12 protein-coding genes are annotated in these 21,363 nt (G+C 56.4%); 9 read left to right on the top strand and 3 right to left on the bottom strand.

Annotated elements, in window-relative coordinates; all coding sequences use genetic code 11:
• The first annotated feature begins 135 nt into the window (after positions 1–135).
• Genes BM258_RS20750 through BM258_RS20740 form a run of 3 tightly spaced genes read left to right on the top strand, consistent with a single transcriptional unit; the run spans position 136 to position 4,260 of the window.
• A complete protein-coding gene (locus BM258_RS20750) occupies positions 136–834 on the top strand; it encodes a response regulator (protein ID WP_090075155.1) in 699 nt (232 codons plus the stop codon).
• 37 nt (positions 835–871) lie between these two features.
• On the top strand, positions 872–2,044 hold the full coding sequence (locus BM258_RS20745) for an FIST N-terminal domain-containing protein (protein WP_244544797.1): 1,173 nt from the start codon (positions 872–874) through the stop codon (positions 2,042–2,044).
• 2 nt (positions 2,045–2,046) lie between these two features.
• A complete protein-coding gene (locus BM258_RS20740) occupies positions 2,047–4,260 on the top strand; it encodes a hybrid sensor histidine kinase/response regulator (protein ID WP_090075153.1) in 2,214 nt (737 codons plus the stop codon).
• Positions 4,261–4,427: 167 nt separating this feature from the next.
• Here BM258_RS20740 and BM258_RS20735 read toward each other — a convergent pair whose 3' ends face one another.
• A complete protein-coding gene (locus BM258_RS20735; RefSeq protein WP_090075152.1) occupies positions 4,428–5,972 on the bottom strand; it encodes an aldehyde dehydrogenase family protein in 1,545 nt (514 codons plus the stop codon).
• A gap of 745 nt (positions 5,973–6,717) precedes the next feature.
• On the opposite strand from BM258_RS20735, the gene BM258_RS20730 reads away from it, so the two are divergent.
• The 6 genes from BM258_RS20730 (at position 6,718) to pta (ending at position 16,766) form a co-directional block, all read left to right on the top strand.
• Positions 6,718–8,553 (top strand): ABC transporter ATP-binding protein, encoded by a 1,836-nt coding sequence (locus BM258_RS20730; protein ID WP_090075151.1) that lies wholly within the window; start codon positions 6,718–6,720, stop codon positions 8,551–8,553.
• A gap of 41 nt (positions 8,554–8,594) precedes the next feature.
• Positions 8,595–10,124 carry an ABC transporter substrate-binding protein gene (locus BM258_RS20725; protein ID WP_090075150.1) on the top strand — a complete coding sequence of 510 codons (1,530 nt, stop codon included), beginning with the start codon at positions 8,595–8,597 and terminating at the stop codon, positions 10,122–10,124.
• 101 nt (positions 10,125–10,225) lie between these two features.
• Positions 10,226–11,149: an ABC transporter permease gene (locus BM258_RS20720; RefSeq protein ID WP_090075190.1), complete on the top strand. Its 924-nt coding sequence runs from the start codon at positions 10,226–10,228 to the stop codon at positions 11,147–11,149.
• A 17-nt stretch (positions 11,150–11,166) separates the two neighbouring features.
• Entirely contained in the window at positions 11,167–12,006 is an 840-nt protein-coding gene (locus BM258_RS20715) for an ABC transporter permease (protein ID WP_407062740.1), read from the top strand.
• Positions 12,003–13,751, top strand: coding sequence for a M14 family metallopeptidase (locus BM258_RS20710; RefSeq protein ID WP_090075148.1), 1,749 nt, complete (start codon positions 12,003–12,005; stop codon positions 13,749–13,751). Before BM258_RS20715 ends, BM258_RS20710 begins: the two co-directional genes overlap by 4 nt.
• 924 nt (positions 13,752–14,675) lie before the next feature.
• Positions 14,676–16,766, top strand: a complete 2,091-nt coding sequence (pta, locus tag BM258_RS20705; RefSeq protein WP_090075147.1) for a phosphate acetyltransferase — start codon at positions 14,676–14,678, stop codon at positions 16,764–16,766.
• Positions 16,767–16,893: 127 nt separating this feature from the next.
• On the opposite strand, the gene BM258_RS20700 is transcribed toward pta, so the two are convergent.
• Together BM258_RS20700 and BM258_RS20695 are read right to left on the bottom strand one after the other, a co-directional pair.
• Entirely contained in the window at positions 16,894–20,004 is a 3,111-nt protein-coding gene (locus BM258_RS20700) for an efflux RND transporter permease subunit (protein WP_090075146.1), read from the bottom strand.
• 5 nt (positions 20,005–20,009) lie between these two features.
• The gene (locus BM258_RS20695) at positions 20,010–21,173 is read right to left on the bottom strand and encodes an efflux RND transporter periplasmic adaptor subunit (protein ID WP_090075145.1); all 1,164 of its coding nucleotides are present in this window, start codon (positions 21,171–21,173) and stop codon (positions 20,010–20,012) included.
• Between the last annotated feature and the right edge of the window lie 190 nt (positions 21,174–21,363).

Here is a 21,363-nt window from a genome sequence, read left to right as displayed (position 1 = left end):
CTGTTTTGAATAGCCCAATAATCATAACGTCTTAGATTGTATCTTACAGGTCTTTTAAACTAAGACCTTTGCCTCATAGGTTGCCAAGCCCGGCTTTTGCTAAACTGGTGCTCTCACAAACAAAAAGAGAGCGCCATGCTTGCCTATAACGAGAATAGCCAACCAGCTCAGTTTCGGTCTGCACTGATCGTTGATGACCATCCGTTATTTTGTGACGCCCTTTGCATGACGCTGCAGGCGGTGTCTTCGATCCGATCCGTTCATACGGTCAACAGCCTGCAAGACGCGCTGGACATTATCATCGAACATGATAGCCCCGACCTGATCATGCTTGACCTGAATCTGCCCGATGTGCAGGGGCTTGATGGCCTCTTGCGCTTGCGCAACACGACGCGTTCCCCGATCGTGGTCATCTCTTCCATGGCGGACAACAAGATCATCAGTTCAGTCATTCATACCGGCGCGTCCGGCTTCATTCCCAAGCATTCCAACCGGGCAATCTTTCAAAAGGCCATCGAGACATTGGCGCAGGGGCAAAAATTCATTCCCGCAGGCTATGAGCTGCTGGAAAACAGCCCGGCCCTCAGCGAAGACGAAACCGTCAAACGTCTGGCATCGCTGACCAACCAGCAAGGCCGCATTCTGCAATTGATCTGCGAGGGCAAATTGAACAAGCAGATCGCGTTCGAACTCTCCATCGCCGAGACCACCGTAAAAGCCCATGTCACCGCCATCATGCGCAAGTTGGGCGTGAAAAGCCGCACCCAGGCCGCCCTCGTGGCCAGAAAAACCAGCTTTGAGCATGTGTTTGATGACGGGCGCGAGCCCAGCTAGCGCGCTGGATGCCTTCAGCGGGTAATGGGGAGGAGCGATGACAAGCTGTTCAGCACAGATGGGCCTTGAGGGCGGGAGAGCGGATGCAATTCTGCGCACCGGCTGCGTGGATTGTCAGGCTGTCGACGCGGTGGAGACGCTACGATTGGCGCTTCAGCCGGATGATCTGGATCTTGTTATCCTGTTCTTTTCGCCCCGCACCGACATTGCCGCCTTTGTCGCGCGCCTTGGCAAGAGTTTTGGCAAAACCAAACTGGTGGGATGCTCGACGGCAGGAGAAATAACGCGGGACGGGTATGCCGAGGGCACAATTGTGGCGCTGGGCTTTCCCGAAAGCCACTTTGCGACCCGCAATGTGCTGATTGAAGATCTCGACACACTTGACGGCCAGCAGATGGTGGCCAGTATTATCCGCAATCGTAATGCGCTCGCTGTGCAAGCCCCGTCATGGCAGTCGGAATGCTCGCTTTTGCTGGTCGATGGTCTCTCAACCTGCGAGGACCAACTAACGGCGGAAATCTCCTTCGGGCTTGGTCCGGTGCCGCTATCGGGTGGCTCGGCGGGGGATGGCACCGACTTTACCCGCACTTTCGTTTTGCATGATGGCAAGGTGGTCTCCAACGCTGCTGTGTTGGTGCAGATGATCAGCCGATGTCCGATCCGGGTCTTCAAGACCGACCATTTGCTGCCCGCCCAGACACGCATGGTCGTCACCGGAGCCGATCCTTCTCGGCGCGTGGTCTCCGAGATCAATGCCGAACCGGCAGCACGGGAATATGCCCGTATCCTTGGCAAGGACCCGGAACAGTTGACACCATTCATCTTTGCGGCCCATCCGGTGGTGGTCCAGTTCGGTGGCCAGCACCATGTGCGGGCCATTCAGCGAGTGGCAGACAATGGCGATCTGGTGTTCTTTTCCGCCATCGATGAAGGCGTCGTGCTGACATTGGCCGAGCCTCAGAATATGGCCGATCACCTCAACAGGGAGCTGCATGCTTTGGCTGACCCAAAAGAACCGGATGCGATTATCGCGTTCGATTGCATCCTGCGGCGTCTGGAAGCCGAGCAGAAGCAGCAGCTTGGCCAACTCTCACAGATTTTGGCCAACAATCGAGTGGTGGGCTTTTCCACCTATGGCGAGCAATATAACTCCATGCATGTCAACCAGACGCTCACCGGTGTTGCCATCTACCCACCCGATGAGGTGTGACTTTGGATCACGGTCTCATCAATCCCAATGACACGTTGGAGCGGCAGAATGAGAAGCTGCTCAAGATCGTCACGACCCTGATGCGGCGGGTGGAGAAGGGCGTCGACGCCTCCGGCGTGGCCTATGCCCAGTTCCAGCGCGCAGTCTTGCTGGAAGATGAGGTGCGCGCACGCACTCATGATCTGGAACGGGCGCTGGATCTGCTCAATGAATCCAACGCCCGCCTCGCCAAGGCCAATGCGGAAACCGAAACGGCACGGGTCAATCTGGCCAACGCGCTCGAAACAGTGCAGGAGGGCTTTGCCCTTTTTGATGCTCACGATGTGCTGGTCATGTGCAACAGCCGGTTTGGCTTGCCCATGCTTGACATCCATCCTCACCTCAAGCCCGGGCTGCATTTCGAGGACTATGTCCGGATGGTCAGCACCAGTGCCTATTTTGATCTGCCCGAGGCGCAAACGGCGAAAATCTGGGCGGCCAACCGGATGGAACGACATAAGGACAGCCACGTTGCCTTCAATGTGCGCATGGCCGGGGATTGCTGGCTACAGGTGAGCGAACATCGCACCCCGGACGGGGGCACCGTCATTCTGCAAACCGACATCACCGACATGGTGTTGCTCGAACGGCAGGAGCGAGAGCGACTGCTCGATGGTCAGGCCCGTCTCATCCGCGCCACGCTGGAGCATCTTAATCAGGGTATCTGCATTTTTGATAATCAGAACAGGCTCATAGGCTGGAACCAGCGGGCCGGTGAACTGCTCAGCATTCCCGCAAGGCAGTTTCAGTTGGGCAATAGCTTTGCTGCACTTTACAAGCAGATCTGCACCAAGGTGAGCGTTTCCAACAAGACCGATGTTGGCCTGATCGAAAAATGGGTGCGGGATGGGGTCTGCCGCGCGCCGCTCTCCTTCGAGATTGTTATCGGCAAAGAGCGGACATTGGCGGTCTTTGCCCAGCAGATGCCCGATGCGGGCTTCGTGATCAGCTTTACCGATGTGTCCGCCGAGCGGGCAGCTGTGCGGGCCATATCAGAAGTGAATGAAACACTGGAACAACGGGTCACCGAGCGCACGCTGGAGCTGGAAGACGCGCTCTGGGAGGCTGAACGAGCCAATGCCTCCAAGTCCCGTTTCGTGGCCGCCGCCAGCCACGATCTGTTGCAACCTCTCTCCGCGGCCAAGTTGTTTGTAGCCTCCCTGGAAAGCGAAATCGAAGAGCCGGAGCTGGCCGAGCGCATTTCCAAGGCCAGCAATGCCTTAATGAGCGCGGAGAATATCCTCAATGCGCTCCTTGATATTTCAAAGCTGGATTCCGGCCGGGCGGCACTGCATGTGGGTCCGGTGTCCCTGCACCAGATTCTGGATCAGTTGCGCGATGAATTGGGGCCGCTCGCTGAAAAGAAGGGCCTGCAATTCCGCATGATCGCGCCTCCGGCCGTTGTCGATAGCGACGCGTCCTATTTGCGCCGTATCCTGCAGAACCTGATCAGCAATGCCATTCGCTATACCCGGCAGGGCAAGGTTCTGGTCGGGGTGCGCAAACGGCAGGGACGCCTGTTCGTTGAAGTGAGGGATACGGGGTCCGGCATTCCAGAACATGAGCGCGGCCGGATCTTTGATGAATTCCAGCGCCTTAATGCCAGCGTCAGCGCAGCAGACGGCATGGGGCTTGGGCTCGCCATCGTGGAGCGCGCCTGCCGCCTGCTCAAACATCCCCTGCATCTTCAGTCTCAGGTGGGCAAGGGCACTTGCTTCTCGGTTGAGCTGCCGATCTCGTCGGTGGCGCCAAAATGCGACCTGCCCGATGATCTGATCCTTCTGGGCAAGGAAAAGCGCCTGAGCCTAGAGCATCACATCGTGCTGCTGCTTGAAAATGACGATAGCCTCAGGAGCGCCATCACGATCACACTGGAAAAATGGGGTGTGGACGTGTTGCCCTGCGCCAGAGAAGAGGAAGCGGTTTCGGTCTTGCAAGAGCTCGATATCGCACCCGATGCCATCATCGCGGATTACCAGCTAGATGATGGCAAGCTGGGCACCGATGTGGTGGAGCGTTTGCGCGAGCGTTATGGCAAGGTGCCCACTTGCATCATCTCGGCCAACCGTTCGCCTTTATTGGCCGACCACTGCCGACGGATGGGGGCATCATTGCATCATAAACCATTGAACCCGTTGGAATTGAGGGAATTTCTGGAAGATGCGGTGAGCCGATAGGCTTGCTTTCAGGCCTATTGGCTCACCGTGAACAGCTGGGGGACTGTAACATCTTGATGGTCTTCGTCTTCGTTGTGGGTGTTGGCTTTTGCAAGCCCGTCCTTCCGGGAAATATCTAAACCCACGCATCCCCGGAAGGGGGGCAGGGCCGGAGCCCTGCGGGAGTATCAGAAGAAACCGAGAGCATCGGTTGAATAGCTCACCAGCATATTCTTGGTCTGGCGATAATGCTCAAGCATCATCTTGTGGTTTTCACGCCCGATGCCAGATTGCTTGTAGCCGCCAAAGGCCGCATGAGCCGGATAGGCATGGTAGCAGTTGGTCCAGACACGACCGGCCTGAATCTCACGACCGAAGCGGAAGGCACGGTTGCCGTTGCGGGTCCAGATCCCTGCGCCAAGGCCATAGTCGGTATCGTTGGCGATGGCCAATGCTTCCTCGTCATCCTTGAAGGTACAAACGGACAATACTGGCCCGAAAATTTCCTCCTGGAAGATGCGCATCTTGTTGTCACCCTTGAAGACCGTCGGATTGATATAGTTGCCCCCTTCTAGGCCGGGCAAATTGGCAACCGTGCCACCCATCAGGCAGGTGGCGCCTTCCTGTTCACCGATTGTCAGATAGGACGAGATCTTTTCCTTCTGTTCTCCGGAAGCCTGTGCACCGATCATTGTTTCCATGTCGAGCGGATTACCCTGCTTGACCTTCTTCACGCGCTCCAATGCACGGGCCATGAAGTCGTCATAGATGGATTCTTGAATCAGGGCACGAGACGGGCAGGTGCAGACCTCACCAGAGTTGAGGGCGAACATCGAGAAGCCTTCAAGACATTTGTCAAAATAGGCATCGTCTGCATCCATGATGTCTTCAAAGAAGATATTGGGCGATTTACCACCAAGCTCCAGCGTCACGGGAATGAGATTCTGCGAGGCATATTGCATGATCAGACGACCCGTGGTCGTCTCGCCCGTAAAGGCGATCTTGGCAATGCGGTTGGACGAGGCGAGCGGTTTGCCTGCTTCCAGACCGAAGCCATTGACGACGTTGAGCACGCCGGGCGGCAGCAGATGACCGACCAGATCCAGAAAGACCATGATAGAAGCCGGAGTCTGCTCGGCAGGCTTGAGCACCACGCAGTTGCCTGCAGCAAGCGCCGGAGCCATCTTCCAGACCGCCATCAGAAGCGGGAAGTTCCACGGGATGATCTGCCCAACCACGCCCAATGGCTCAGGAATGTGATAGGCATAGGTGTTGTGATCAATCTCCGAGATATGCCCCTCTTCTGCACGGATGCAGCCAGCGAAATAGCGGAAATGATCGATCGCCAGTGCCACGTCGGCCGCGATGGATTCGCGGATCGGCTTGCCATTGTCGATGGTTTCGGCCACGGCCAGCATCTGGGTGTTGGCTTCCATCAGATCCGCGATCTTGAGCAGCATGTTGGAACGCTCTGTCAGCGAGGTCTTGCCCCAGGTCGGGAAGGCCGCATGAGCTGCATCCAGCGCGGCTTCGATGTCATCGGCGTTGGAACGGGCGCATTCGCAGATGACTTCGCCGGTGATGGGCGTCACATTCTCGAAATACTGCCCGGACTTCGGTTCGACGAATGCGCCATTGATGAAGTTGCCATAGCGGGGCTTGAACGGGAATTCCACATTAAGATGCGTCGTATCAAGCGCCGCACTGCGGCTGATCGGTGTATTGATATCCATGATTTTCCTCCCAAAAATACTGCGTGCCGCCCAGATCCTGTCGGACCTCTTGCTCGTGGGTCTGCTTATTTCTGACGGTCCGCAAACTGTAACTATTCCAGATTAAAACCGACCCGCTCGCGCGCCTATGAGACCAAGGTGCCTATCTTAAGTATTAGTGTATTTACGTAGAAAATTGCGATGACTCACTTGTCGGGAAAACAATGACTTACCGCAGTGCGACAAGCGGGTTCGAAACGACAAATGCCGACTTTGGCACGGGGCTAATGGTCCGGTAGGTCAGCTCGTTGTTGAAGAGGCCGAAGGCAAGGCTCGCTGCGTTCATTTGTCTCACTGATCATGGCTGCGCGCTGGGTTTGCAAGCAAAGCAGGTTCAGTCCGGGGATTCTGTCTTGGAATCGAGACAGATAGCCAATGGCCCCAAAATGGTCCTGCAATCAGGGGTGGTCCAAGATCTTTCGTGCATGCACCGATTTGATCAAGCTGTTGGTGCAACAATAATTTTTACAGTTGATTTTTCTTTTCATTTCGACATATTTGTCGACATATGTAATACAAGTTTTTGGCATTGTTTGAGTGTGTCCCCCGCGTTGACAGAACGCACGGGAATTCATGTTTCCCCCGCTGAATTTCCCCTCAAAACATAGATCATCGCCCGCTAGCCGGCGTCCCTGTCCTAGGGAAAATGTTTTAGTTGCCTCTCCTGCCAGCGCTGCTCGGCTGAAGAATTTTGAAAGGTTGAACAGTGAAAGAGAGTTCCTCCGATGCATCCTCTCTCATCAGGGTAGAAAACCTCACCGTGGCATTCGGTGCCGAAAAGGTGGTTGAAGATCTCAGCTTCTCGGTGCGCTCCGGCCAGACCTTGGCCATCGTCGGCGAGAGCGGTTCGGGCAAGTCGGTCACGTCCCTGTCGATCCTGCGGCTCGCAGATATTTCCGGGGCGCACTATCTGGGCGGACGCATTCTGTTTGAATCGACTAAGGGAGAGCAGGATTTGCTTGCCCTGTCGCAGCAGGAAATGCGCGCCATCCGTGGCAAGGAAATTGCCATGATCTTTCAGGAACCGATGACCTCGCTCAATCCTGTCTTCACAATCGGTGACCAGATTGCCGAGGTCCTGCAGCTGCATGAGGGTATGGCACGCAAGGAGGCTTTGGCCGAAGGGGTGAAACTGCTTAAGATGGTGCGTCTGGCTGACGCAGAAAGCATCATTGGCCGCTATCCGCACCAACTGTCCGGCGGCATGCGTCAGCGCGTTATGATCGCCATGGCACTGGCCTGTCGTCCCAAGCTGTTGATTGCAGATGAGCCGACCACCGCGCTGGATGTAACCATTCAGGCCCAGATTTTGGCAATTTTGCGGGATCTGAAAGACAGCCTCGACATGGGAATCATCTTCATCACACACGACATGGGCGTTGTGGCGGAAATGGCCGACGATGTGGTCGTCATGCGCAAGGGTCACAAGGTGGAAGAGCAGCCCGTGGAGGCCATTTTCACCAATCCGCAGCATCTCTACACCCAGACGCTGCTTTCGGCTGTGCCCAAGCTGGGTGCCATGAATGGTGAGGATTTCCCGAAACGCCTGCCGGTTTCGGTCTATGATGAGGCAGGAGCTCACACAGAAGGGGAGTTGCGAGTTCAGAATACCGCCAATTATGAAGCTGCCCCGCTGGTGCGTGTGGAAGATCTTGTCGTGCGCTTCAATGTGAAGAAGAATTTTCTGGGCCGTCCAACCCATCGGGTGCATGCGGTCGAGGAAATCAGCCTTGATATCTACCCGGGAGAAACGCTGGCTCTGGTAGGCGAAAGTGGCTCGGGCAAATCGACCATCGGCCGTACCATTCAACAGCTGCAGGAAAGCCAGGCAGGCAATATCACCTTCAATGGCAAGCGGTTTGCAGATATGGGCCGGGGCGAGAAGCGCGCCCTGCGGCAGAAGATCCAGTATATTTTCCAAGACCCTTACGCCTCTCTTGATCCGCGCAAGACGGTGGGCTTCTCCATTGCGGAACCGATCCGCACCCACGGCATTCTGCATGATCAAGAGCTGATCGAAAAACGCGTCAGCGAATTGCTGGACCGTGTCGGCCTGTCGGCATCCCATGGGCGGCGTTATCCGCACGAATTCTCGGGCGGGCAACGCCAACGTATCTGCATCGCTCGCGCCCTTGCGTCCGATCCCGAATTGATCATCGCGGACGAAGCCCTTTCGGCGCTGGATGTGTCTGTACAGGCCCAGATTATCAATCTGTTCATGGATTTGCAGGAGGAGCGGGGGCTCTCCTACCTCTTTATCAGCCATGATATGGCGGTGGTGGAGCAGATCAGCCATCGGGTGGCCGTGCTCTATCTGGGGCAGATTGTCGAATTTGGCAGTCGCCGTCAGGTGTTTGAAAACCCGACCCACTCCTACACGCAGAATCTGCTCGCTGCCGTGCCGATTGCCGATCCGCACCAGCGTATCATGATGGCCATCAATGAAGCCGACATCCCCAGCCCCATTCGGGCCGTGGGCAATGAACCGGCTCGCCTTTCCCATCGGGAAGTCGCACCCGGTCACCTTGTCGCCAATCAATAAATCACTTCATCAAAAAGTTCGTCAAAAGAGGGAACATCAAAATGAATAAATTTCTGAAAACGACTGCTGCCGTGGCTGTCATGGCCATTGCCAGCATGGGCATGGCAACCAGCCAGTCCATGGCAGAAGGCAAGCTTTCTGTCTCCGTCGCTCTTGATCCAGGCAGTTGGGACCCAATCGATACATTTCTTGTCGCATGGGGTGCTGTCGGCTCGAACATCTTTGACGGACTGACCGAACGCGACACCAATGCCAAACTGCATCCGGGCCTTGCCACCAGTTGGGAAGTGCTTGATGAGGGCGTGCGCATTCGCTTCAAGCTGCGCGAAGGTGTGAAATTCCATAATGGCGAGCCATTCAACGCCGAAGCCGTCAAATTTACCTTCGATCGTCTGCTGGGTGAAATCGGGGCAAAAGGTCCGCAGCGCGCCAACTACACCTCGGTTGAAAGCGTTGAAATCATTGATGACTATACCGTTGATTTCCATCTCACCCAGCCAGATCCGGTTCTGCTGACCAAGCTGGCAGGGTATGGCGCCATGATCGTGCCGCCTAAATATATCACGGAAAAAGGCGAAGACTATTTCAATACCCATCCGGTCGGCACCGGCCCTTTCAGCTTCGTTTCCTACGAGCCGAAGGTTGATCTGGAGCTGAAGGCAAATCCGGACTATTGGGGCGATGTCGCCAAGGTATCCGAGCTGGAATATCGCTTCATTTCCGAGCTGACCACAGCTGTCGCCGAGCTGCAGGCCGGGCGCCTCGACATTGTCGAAGATCTGCCGATTTCAATGCTTTCTGTCGTCAAGGACGATGCCAAGCTCGATGTTGTTTCTACCGCTGGTCCAACCGTTTATGGTTTGCGCTTCAACACCCGCGACGGCATCACTGCCAATAAGGATGTGCGCAAGGCCATTGTCATGGCCGTTGACCGCTCCACCATCATCAAATCTCTCTTGGCAGGTGAAGCCGAAGAAATCGCAAGCTTCCAGAGCTCGCTCTCCTTTGGCTATGATCCCGAGCTGAAGCCGCTGCCTTACAATCCTGAAGAAGCCAAGAAGCTGCTGAAAGCGGCTGGCGTTGCTCCGGGCACGGAAATCCAGATCGATATCCGCGCAGGCAAGCCGACCTTCAACGAAGTGGTGCAGGCTGTTGGTGCCTATTTGCAGACCGTCGGGTTGAAAGCTGTCATCAAGCCATACGAGAACAGCGTGTTCCTGAACGATATCGTGCCGCAAGGCAAGACCGGTGCCCTGTTCCAGCAGAGCTGGGGTGGCTGGACCCTCGACTATGATAACACCGCCTATCTGCTCTATCATACGGGCCAGAAATGGAACCCATATGGCACCGATGCCAAACTCGACGCCATGCTTGAAGAACAGCGTCCTATGACCGATGTGGCAAAGCGTGAAGAGCTGCTCAAGAACATCGCCGCCTATGTCGCTGATGAAGCTCTGGAAATGCCGCTCTATGGCCTCAAAGCCATCTATGGCGTCAACAAGCGCCTTGAAGGCTTCGTGCCGGCTCCGGATAACCGCGTCAAGCTGAACACGGTCAGCATCAAGCAGTAACGAAGTCCTTATGGACTATGGCTCGGGGCGGCGGTCGCTGCCGCCCTCTCCCCTTCCTTGCCCCGGGCAAGGCTCTTGAAGAAGAAACGGAGATCGGATTGATGGCCGGATTTATCGTCAAACGCATGCTTCAGGCGATTTTCGCAACGCTTATCGTCACATTGCTGGTGTCATATGCCATTCGCCTGACCGGCGATCCGGCCCTGATGCTGACGCAAGGGGCAGGCAGTATCACGGAAGCCGATCTGGCCCGCATCCGCGAGGCCCTCGGGGTTAACCGGCCGTTCCTGGTGCAATATTTCGAATTTCTACGAGGCATGGTGACCTTCGATTTCGGCAAAAGCTTTCTGGGCGGAACCTCGGTTGGCCTGCTGATCAAGGGGGCGTTGCCCTCCACGCTGGTGCTGGCTTTCTGGTCCATGCTGGTCTCCATCATGATTTCCATTCCGCTGGGCATCACCGCAGCGGTGCATCGCAACAAGATGGTGGATCAGGTCATTCGCGTGTTCTCGCTGGTTGGTCTTTCCTTCCCGAACTTCTGGCTGGCGATCATGCTGGTGCTGGTCTTTTCCATCACATGGAACCTGTTGCCGCCAAGCGGCATGGTCGGATCCCTGTCTTACATCATGCCTAGCGTAACCATGGGCATCATCCTGACTGCGACGAATGTGCGGCTGGTGCGCACCACCATGCTGGAAACGCTCAATGCGCAATATATTATGGTCGCTCGCGCCAAGGGGCTTTCCGAACGCAAAGTGCTTTATAAGCATGCCCTGCGCAACTGCGCCATTCCGCTCATCACCTATCTAGGCCTTCAGTTTGGCGGCCTGCTGGGCGGCATCGTGGTCATCGAGCGTGTCTTCAACTGGCCCGGCATGGGCACGTTGGCATTTGATGCGGTCGGCGCTCGTGACTATCCGGTATTGCAGGCCACCATCATGGTCCTGTCCCTGATGATCATTCTCGTCAATCTGGCTGTCGACATCATTTACGGACTTGTCGACCCACGCATTCGGACGGAGTAGAAGAGATGGCTGAAAGCATGAAAAAGAAACGATCCTTCGATCTCAGCATGGAACTCATCGTGGGGGCTACGCTGCTGATTGTCATTCTGCTGTCGGCTCTCTTTGCCCATCAGCTGTTTCCCGATGGCGTGGACAAGATCGATTTGCTCTCCCGCCTGACCCCGCCCTTTGCCAAGCCCGAGCATCCGCTAGGATCTGATCCGCTGGGGCGTGATGTGTTGGCTCGCGTGGTTGCCGGTGGGCGCATATCGCTGTTGATTGGTGTAACGTCCGTCATCGGCGCAGTAACGCTCGGGGTGACCATCGGCCTGATTGCCGGCTTTTATCGCGGCATCACTGACATGCTGATGATGCGCTTTGTCGATATCCAGCTGGCCTTGCCCTTCATTTTGCTCGCCATCACCTTCATCGCCATTCTAGGCGGCAGCCTCATAAACACGATCATACTGCTGATCGTGTCCCAGTGGGTGCAATATGCCCGTCTTGTGCGCGGACAGGTTCTGGCTCTGCGCGACCGGGAGTTCATCCTTGCGGCGCGCGCTATCGGGGTCAAGGATTGGCGCATCATCGTGCAGCATCTTCTGCCCAATCTCACCGGCCCGGTCATTGTCTTGATGACCCTTAACGTGGCCAACAATATCCTGCTGGAAAGCAGCCTGACCTTCCTGGGCATGGGTGTCGATCCGACGATCCCGACCTGGGGTGGTATGCTTGCTGAAGGCCGCTCTTATCTGCAAACTGCCTGGTGGGTTAGCGTGTTCCCCGGTCTGGCCATCATGCTGACCGTGCTCGGCCTCAACCTTCTGGGCGACTGGATGCGTGATCAGCTCGATCCCACCGGAAAGACATCTCTATGACACTTCTGTTCGAATCCTCCTTCCCTCGCAGCACCGATCTTGTTGCGGAGCTTTTGGCCTCCCGCAAGAGCAAACAGGCCGATATCTGGTTGTTTGATGATACGGCCACCCGCCGTGCGCTGGAAACAACGCTCAAGGCGCAAGGGATCGCCGCGCGGGTGCATAGCGCCTACAAGCCGCTTGTCCATTATTTCCGCGAAGATGTGGCCTGTGAAGGACTGGCGCTGGTGGAGATCAGCTATCCGGTTCATGCTGCCGCGCCTGAAAACCGCTTCCTGCTGGAAGCATATCCTCTAGCGGCCCTGCTTGCTCCGGCTGACGTGCGTTTCTCTCCCGCGCCTTTAGGGGATGACCTGAAATATGGCATCCATATGAAGTGGCAGGACGGACGCGAGGAAACCGTGCAGCTGTTTGCGCCGAACCGGGTGCATGATGATTCCATCGGGGAGAAAGCGCTGTCCCCGACCGGCTGGATTCGCACCGGTGACGGCCTGGATGAAGCTTTCAAGACCGACTATGAGCTGCTGTTTGAAGCGGCGATGCAAAGCATGATTGATCATGACTGGGGCCCGGATGAACCCTATTTTGGCGAACTGAACATCACGGTCACCCATCCGGCGGAAGATGAATGGCTGCCCATGGCGCCGGTTGATGCCCTGATCAGCCTCAGGGAAGCGCTGCATGAAGAGTTCTACTTCTCCCTGCTTGAGTTGTTTCAGAAGAAATCTGGTCGTCCCGTTGGCGACCGCGGCCTGATGCCCGGCCAGATTGTGCCCGAAATCCTCAAAGGGGAAGCCGGGAAAGCCCTGACGGTCAAGGCTTCGCTGCGTCCGCTCACCGATGACGAGACAGAAGTGAAGCAAGCTGAAACTGTTGAGAAGCTCACTACGCCTTTCACCGCGGCCCGTATTCGCAAAGAGCTGGCAAGCATCAAGGGGGCGCCCTTTTCAGCCCGCTCCCGTGCCGGACGATTGGTTTCCGCATGCTATCATGAAGGACCGGAGCGCCCGATCATCATCAGCGGAGGTCAGCATGCCAATGAAGTGACCGGCGCTGCTGGTGCCATGCGTTCGGGCCTTGAATTAGCCAAGCGACCGGATGCGCATTTCGTCGTGTCTCCTCTGGAGAATCCGGATGGCTACCAGATGGGGTGGCGTCTGAGAGCGGATAACCCCCACCATATGCATCATGCGGCACGCTACACTGCCTTTGGCTGCGATCTGGAATATCGTTCTTCTGACGATCCTTATGAAACGGCGATCCGCTTTGAAGCCGAACGACTGACGGGCGCGAAGCTGCATGTCAATCTGCATGGTTATCCAGCCCATGAATGGACCCGCCCCTTGACCGGGTATGTGCCACGTGGCTTTGAGATGTGGACTCTACCCAAGGGCTTTTTCCTGATTGTCCGCTATCATGAGAACTGGAAGCAACAAGCCTACTCGCTGATCGAACAGGTGACCGAACGGCTTGCTGCCAATAAGGTGCTCGTGGATTACAACGCCCAGGAGATTGACCTTTACACCACCCATGCAGGCAAGCCTGAATGGCCTGTTGTGAATGGCTTTCCTGTCATGCTGTCGGTTGATGATCGCCACCGGGTTCCGATCACGCTCATCACCGAATATCCCGACGAGTCTATCTATGGCGATGACTTCATTCAGGGGCACACCGCGCAGATGAATACCGCAGTTGCCGCCTATGATGTTTGGCAGTCCATGGTCTTCCCGAACGCGGATGAATAAGGGGAAGGTGGCGTGTTTTTGCTTGGATTGAACAGGGCTTTTTGCCGTCTGTAAAAGGCTTCCGGCCCATATCGTGGTGCAAGGCTGATGCTGCAAAAAAGCAAGCCTGCGCCGATAGGAAGATATCCAGATTTTGTTCACTAGAAATCGGCCCACGGTAGCAAAAAATTGATCGCGACATTTTGTCTTCGTAATAGTCGTTATGCAAAATTGGGAGGGCTAAAATATGAGTTTTAAAGGAAAATTCGGTTTGAAGCCTCCTTCTTCTGTCATCAGGAGCTGCACATTTTTGTCCAGTGAGGCGACATTCTTGCGCTTTCTCCAGCCATAAACAAAATAACCCGATGATTTTTCTGGCTTCTTTCCTCTGGAGAGAAGCCCTTGATTGGCAAGTCAATACGCCAATCTTGCCCCTGCCAGCTCGATGGTCACCTGTCTTATCCGGAAAATCTGTACCGCAATGCGATGCTGATATGAGATCTCGAAACGGGAAAAAAATGCCTGTGCTTTCCATAGCTTGTCTCAAAAGCCGAACGGGGGTGCGGGTGACGCCAAATCGGGTGCTTTGGGCCGGGACAAGGCACTTGACGCGTGTGACGTCTTAGCCTATCGCCTTAGTCCGTACGAACAATTTTTTGACTCTCGCTATGCCTTCGTCGTGACCCGTTGGCACCGGTGAGATCTTAGTCAACGTGCATGCCAATGGAATAATGCGATGATGCCCGCTTACCGGCATCAAGCATGATGCCGGATTAAGACGAGCCCGTCTCAGGGACGGTCTGGCGTCATCTTAAAATTCATAACCGCCGAGGATCGGCAGCTCTCATCATTCCTCCAGATGCTGAGCGCTGGCCCCAGAGTGACATTGCGTTCATCGCTTTTGATGATGGCAAGGCCACCACCAACAAAAGGACAGTAGCCTTCATGACCGCTCCTGCTAAACCCCGCACGCTCTTTTTGACGCCGACGACGGATGCGTTCCGTCTCGCCACGCCGGCGCTTGGCCTTGTTCGCGCTCTGCAGCGCGCAGGCCACACGGTGGCTTTTGCCAAGCCTGTTGCCGATTCCACCTTTGAGGATGGCGAAGAGGATATTTCGGTTCATTTCGCACGCTCCTTGTGCAACCTGACCGTTCCCGAACCGATCTCTCTGGCCCATGCGGAAGATCAGATCCGCTCTGGTAATATCAGCACCCTGCTCGAAGATATCGTGGCGCTGGTTGAAGAAGCCCGAGGCGATGCCGAAATCGTTGTGGTCGAAGGCGTCGTTCCTGCCGAGGATCACAATCTGATCAGCGATTTGGACGTGGCCATGGGGCGCAGCCTTGCCGCAGAAGTCATTGCGGTTCTCTCCGGTAAATCCGGCGATGTTGATGCCATCGTGGATGCTGCGCGCGACGTTGCTCTGCGTGTCAACACGGCCGTTCGCCCGCTGGCTGGTGTTATGATCGGTCGCCTGCCGGATGTTTCGCTCGCCAGCGACATCAAAGTGGCGCTCGAACAAGCCAATCTCAACTTCCCGGTGATTGCTGCCTATCCGGTAACCCAGACTCTCAACGCACCGCGTCTAAAGGATGTCGTGGCTGAAATGGGCTGCAACATCCGCTACAAGGGTGGTCTTGATGCGGCACGCATGGAAGATGTGGTTGTTGCTGCACGCCCACCAGAGCATCTGGTCAAGCTCTTCAAACCGGGCACCCTCGTTGTCACGCCGGGCGACCGCTCCGACGTCATCATGACAACCGCTCTGGCTCAAAGCTCAGGCATGCCGATTGCCGGCCTGATGCTGACCTGCGGCGTTCCGCTTTCGCCTTCCCTTGATGAGTTCCTCAGCGCTCGCTTTTCCGATCTCACCATTCTGGAAATCGAAGAACAGACTTTTGATGCGGCAACCCGTTTGGCTGCCATGGACCGTCGTGTCCGTCTGGGCGATGACCCACGCATGGAAGTACTGATGGATCACACCGCCGACCACACGGATCTGGCGGCTCTGCGCCTGGATGACAGTGGAGATGCGACCGTTCACATGCCTCCTCCAATGTTCCGCCATCGCCTGATCAAGGATGCAAGCCGCGCTGGCGCAACCATTGTTCTGCCGGAAGGCGACGAGCCACGCACACTGCGTGCTGCGGCCATCTGCGTTGAAAAGAATATCGCCCGGTGCCAGCTGTTGGCCAAACCTGCCGATGTGGAAGCTGTTGCCAAAAGCCATGGCATTACCCTGCCTGCCGGACTTGAAATTGTCGATCCTGACGAAATCCGCGGCAAATATATCGAACCGATGTGCGAGCTGCGCAAAAAGAAAGGCCTGACCCCCGATCAGGCTGAAGCACAGTTGGAAGACAATGTGGTTCTGGGCACCATGATGCTGGCAACCGGCGACGTTGAAGGTCTGGTTTCCGGCGCTGTTCACACCACGGCTTCCACCGTGCGTCCTGCTCTGCAGCTGATCAAGACCGCTCCGGGCAACTCCATCGTGTCTTCGGTCTTCTTCATGCTGATGCCGGATCAGGTTCTGGTTTATGGCGACTGCGCCATCAACCCGGACCCGGATGCAGCCCAGCTGGCTGAAGTGGCCATGCAGTCTGCCGATTCCGCCAAGGCCTTCGGTATCCTGCCAAAAGTGGCCATGATCTCCTACTCCACCGGCACCTCCGGTGTTGGCGCTGATGTTGACAAGGTGCGCGAGGCAACAGCCATCGTGAAGGAAAAACGCCCTGACATCATTATCGATGGCCCGATCCAATATGATGCGGCTTCCGTTGAGAGCGTCAACCGCCAGAAAGCGCCGGGCAGCCCGCTCGATGGTCATGCCAACGTGTTCATCTTCCCGGATCTGAACACCGGTAACACCACCTACAAGGCTGTTCAGCGGTCTGCTGATGTCGTCTCCGTCGGCCCGATGCTTCAGGGTCTGCGCAAGCCAGTGAACGACCTGTCTCGCGGTGCTCTGGTTGACGATATCGTCTATACCATCGCTCTGACGGCCATTCAGGCTGGTGCTGAAAAGGCCTAAGCTAACCGCAGCGAGGCCTATGAATTGAAAAGAGGCTCCCGGACAAAACGTCCGGGAGCCTCTTTTTGTATCTTTTTTCTGGCGACAGACGATGCTCTGGCATGCCTGCACATCAAGGTCCTAAGCTTTAGTCCGTCAAGCCAATATGAGAGGCCACTTCCTGATCCAGCCGATGGCTGGCCGCGCCCGGTTCTCCGCCCAAGGGGGCAATCCAGCGATAGAGAACAGGAATAAGGAAAAGGGTGAACAGGGTGGCAAAGCCCAAACCGCCCACCACGACCCAGCCGACCGCGATGCGTGCCTCTGCTCCGGCGCCCGAGGTCAGGATCAGAGGCAAGCCGCCAAAGACGGTGGACACCATGGTCATCATCACCGGACGAATACGCAGGCTGACGGCATCGCGGATGGCGCTGTCGATATCCTGTCCCCGCTCGCGCAGCTGGTTTGCAAATTCCACGATCAGAATGCCGTTTTTGGCCATCACACCGATCAACATCACAAGGCCGATCTGGCTGTAATAGTTGAGCGTTCCGCCCGTGATCAGGATCGCCAGCATGGCGGCCGCAAGGCCAAACGGCACTGTGATCATGATGATCAGCGCCGAGACGAAGCTTTCAAACTGGGCGGCAAGAACAAGGAACACGATGATCGCGGCAATGCCGAAGATCAGCAGGGTTCCGGCCCGTCCCGAATCCAGCTCGGCGGCTTCGCCAAGCAGGGTTACGCTGGTGCCTTGGGGCAGGACATCTTGCGCGATGGCACGCATGCGCTCAACCGCCTGTCCCAGATCTACCCCTTGGGGCAGATTGGCGTTGATGGAAATCGCCAATGAGCCGCCTTCTCGCGCATAAGATGCCTGACTGAGCACCTGCTGGAAGGTGGCAACCGAGGAAAGCGGAATGATGTTGCCCTCGCTGGTACGGGCAAACATGCGCTCCAGATCGCTGGCATCATTGACCGGCCAGCCCCCATCGGGATTGACAGTGAGATCAACCTCTTCCCCGTCGATGAAAACCGAGGTCGGGGTCAATCCCTGCGTTACCGCCGAAATGGTGTCGGCGACTGTGTCCGGTGTGATGCCCAGCTCAAGCGCCCGGTCTCTGTCAATGTCTACGCTGATCTGTAGGGAGGTATCATTGGAGCGCAGTTGCGGGTTGGTGAAGGTGGGATCTTGTTCCATGGCGGCAATCAGCGTGTCCGCGCCTTCTACCAACCTTGGATAATCGTTCCCTGTAACCGCGAAACTGAGCCCAGAGCCACCGCCGCGAATGCCGAGCGAGTTGCCCGAGCGGGCGATGACGCGAATGCCTGGAATCTGGGTGAATTTGCGGTTCAATTCAGCCAGAATCGCCTGCTGGTCGCGTTCTCGATCCGCCCAGTTGGCCAGACGGACAATTACGAAGGCGCGGGTACCGCCGCCGCGGCCAATCAGGCTCAATACGGATGTGATCTCGCCGCTGTCGCGATAGGGAGCGAGAATCTCTTCCACCTGTTCTGTCTGCTCGTTCATATAGTCATTGGCCCCACCAACCGGTCCGGAGACAATCATGAAGAACATGCCCCGGTCTTCGGATGGCGTCAGGGTGCTGGTGAGATTCTGCGCAGCCCCGATGGCAAAGACGGCAAAGGCAATGGCGATACCGATGGTCAGCAGCGGGAAGCGTATGGCCTTGTCGATGACCTTCAGGAACAGCTTCTTGGGCAGGCTGTCCTCGAAATAGTCGTCCTTTTCGCTGGCTGCCAGCATCTTTCGGGATGGCTTGCCCGGATCGAGAATGGACGCCAGCATTGGCGCCATGGTGAGGGCCACAAGAGAAGACAGGGTGACGCAGAAGGCGAGCACGAAGCCGAACTCGGAAAACACGCCGCCCGCCTGTCCGGGCAGGAAGGAAATGGGAATGAACACGGCGGCCAGCGTTGCCGTGGTGGAGATCACCGCGAAAAACACCTCGTTGGTGCCCGTTACGGCAGCAAAACGCGCGCCTTCGCCCTCATGGCGGCGACGTACGATATTCTCCACCACCACAATGGCATCGTCCACCACCATGCCGGTGGCAAGCACGAGAGCCAACAGGCTGATGGTGTTGACCGAAAATCCGACGATCCAGATGGCCGCAAGCGTCCCGATCAGGGCAACCGGAATGGCAATGGCCGGAATGATGGTGGCCCGCCAGGAGCGCAAGAACAGGAAGATCACGACAATCACGATGGCCACGGCCAGCAGGATGGATTTGGTTACCTCCTGAATGGAGCCCTCGATGAAGATACCGTCATCGGTGGTGGTTGTCAGGGCAACGCCTTCAGGCAACTGCCCCTGTAGTTCTTCGACTGCCTGCCGCACATCCTGCGAGATTGTCAGCGTGTTGCCGACAGACTGGCGCACGATATCGAGGCCGATAGATGGGCGGCCATTGACGCGCGCGGCCTGTGTTGTGTCTTCGCCTGTCAACTGCACATTGGCGATGTCGGACACATAGGTGGTTGCGTTGATACGCAGTTTGCCGATCATTTCAGCCGTGACGTCCGGATTGACAGAACGGAGCGTCGTCGTGCTCGTGTCGCTATCAACCGAGCCCAGCGAATAGTCATTGCGCAGGGTTCTGAGTGTGGTGCTGATGTCATTGAGCGTCAATCCACGGGCCAGCAGCGCGGGCATGGAGACATTGATGCGGAACTCATTGGCCTTGGCACCGGTCACCGTGATTTCGGCAATGCCTTCCACCAGATTAAGCCTGTCGGTGATCTGGCCCTCGGCGAGGGTCGTCAGCTCGGCAAGGCTCTTGTTGCCCGAAAGCGCAAGGCGAATGATCGGATCGGCATCTGCATTGCTTTTGCGCACGGTCGGATCTTCCACATCATCAGGCAACTGGCGCATGGTCTGGGAGACGATCTCGCGCGCTTCGTTGGCGGCAATATCCACGTCGCTATCGCTGTTCAGGTCCAGCGTGATGCGGCTGCGGCCATAGCTAGAGGTGGAAGAAATACCCTTGACGCCATCCAGCGCCCCGAAGGCATCTTCCAGCACCGATGTGATTTCCCTGTCGACCACTTCGGCCGAAGCGCCGTCATAATTGGTGCGAATGGACAAAGACGGTTTGTCAACGTCAGGCATTTCGCGCACTTCGACACCCGAGAGCGCCGCAATACCGGCAATGATGATCAACAGGTTGAGTACGAAGGCCAGAATGGGACGGGCAACAAAGATGCGCGTCATGCCTTCAACATGCTTGTTCGACATCTAGGTTACTCCGCAGATGGGGATGGGGCGTCGGAGGAAGGGGGCGAGGTCTCTTCAGCCACAATGGACGCGCCCGGGCGCAGCTTCTGCACGCCTTCCACGACCACTTTCGTGCCTTGCTTGAGGTCATCGCTCTCGATCCAGATGGTATCATCCTGCCGATAGCGGAAAATGACGGGAACAGCCCGCACCTTGCCTTCTTCAGCCAGCCAGACCTGCGTGCCATCACGCGTCCATGTCAGCGCCATGGCGGGCACGGCTGCCAGCGGTTCGGTTGCTTGGCGCAGCATCACTTCAAAGGTCATGCCGGGCCAGAGGCGCCCTTCATGATTGTCGATTTCTGCCTTGACTGTGATCGTACGGGTGGTTTCGTCGATGGTGCTGTCAAAGGCGATGATCTTGCCGTTGAATATCTTGCCATTGATGGCCGGTGTCGTTGCGAATACGTCTTTGTCCAACTCCAACAAATTCATGGCGCGCTCTGGCAGTTCGAACGTGACGAGAATGGTTTCCGTATTGTTGATGTCGACAATTTCAGCCCCATTGGAGAGAAAATCACCAACCTCCCATTCCACCAGCCCGAGGCGACCATCAATCGGGCTCTTGATCGTGCGGTCTTCAAGCTCTTTCTGGGCGAGAGCCAGATTGCCGCGCGTAACGGCCACTGCCGATTCGGACTCCTTCATGCTCGTGGCTGTCACGATGCCGCTATTGCGCGATTGCAGCAGATTATAGCGCTCTAGGGTGTCTTCTGCCTGAGACAGGTTCGCCTGGGCGATTTCAACATTGATGCGTTGGCTGGTATTTTCCAGCTGCAACAGAACATCACCGGCGGACACTTGCGGGGTGCCTTCAAACATGACCTGTTTGATTTGGCCGGACACTTCAGAGACCAGCGTGACACTCTGCTTGGCGACACCCGTGCCGATGGAGCTGAATGTATCTTCATAGGGCCGGAAAGCCACGTCAGCCAGCGTAACATAGGTGGCGCTGGAGCCTCTGGCGCGTCGGCCACTATTGGCTTGTGGCGCTCCGCCCTGTTGCCCGGACGCGGTCTGGTCGGTTTTATCTGAAAAGAGGGCAGAGATGCCCGCGGGCATTCCAAATTGATAAATATAGGCAGCAAATATGAGAATCGCCGCAGCGATCAGGCTTAAAATATGTTTCATCTGGTTTGTCCGTATGGGGCAAATATGTACAAAGTTATACTTTTATCTTATCGGTTTGTGGCCGTTTCAAGTAACATTTAGCCCATTATTGTAACCGATTGTATCCGCTTTCTTCTGGGCGGACATACGAATTCCGGTATCATCTGCCGTTTGCGGAAAGCAAAAAGCCCCGCCAGATGGCGGGGCTTCA

Source organism: Cohaesibacter marisflavi (assembly GCF_900115225.1).
Lineage (GTDB): Bacteria > Pseudomonadota > Alphaproteobacteria > Rhizobiales > Cohaesibacteraceae > Cohaesibacter > Cohaesibacter marisflavi.
This window is presented reverse-complemented; position numbering and strand designations above follow the sequence as displayed.

Excerpts from the sequence above, each read along its gene's own strand:
- BM258_RS20750 (WP_090075155.1), top strand. The coding sequence starts at position 136 with ATGCTTGCCTATAACGAGAATAGCCAACCAGCTCAGTTTCGGTCTGCA.
- BM258_RS20745 (WP_244544797.1), top strand. The coding sequence starts at position 872 with ATGACAAGCTGTTCAGCACAGATGGGCCTTGAGGGCGGGAGAGCGGAT.
- BM258_RS20735 (WP_090075152.1), bottom strand. The coding sequence starts at position 5,972 with ATGGATATCAATACACCGATCAGCCGCAGTGCGGCGCTTGATACGACG.
- BM258_RS20725 (WP_090075150.1), top strand. The coding sequence starts at position 8,595 with ATGAATAAATTTCTGAAAACGACTGCTGCCGTGGCTGTCATGGCCATT.
- BM258_RS20720 (WP_090075190.1), top strand. The coding sequence starts at position 10,226 with ATGGCCGGATTTATCGTCAAACGCATGCTTCAGGCGATTTTCGCAACG.
- BM258_RS20715 (WP_407062740.1), top strand. The coding sequence starts at position 11,167 with ATGAAAAAGAAACGATCCTTCGATCTCAGCATGGAACTCATCGTGGGG.
- BM258_RS20710 (WP_090075148.1), top strand. The coding sequence starts at position 12,003 with ATGACACTTCTGTTCGAATCCTCCTTCCCTCGCAGCACCGATCTTGTT.
- pta (WP_090075147.1), top strand. The coding sequence starts at position 14,676 with ATGACCGCTCCTGCTAAACCCCGCACGCTCTTTTTGACGCCGACGACG.
- BM258_RS20700 (WP_090075146.1), bottom strand. The coding sequence starts at position 20,004 with ATGTCGAACAAGCATGTTGAAGGCATGACGCGCATCTTTGTTGCCCGT.
- BM258_RS20695 (WP_090075145.1), bottom strand. The coding sequence starts at position 21,173 with ATGAAACATATTTTAAGCCTGATCGCTGCGGCGATTCTCATATTTGCT.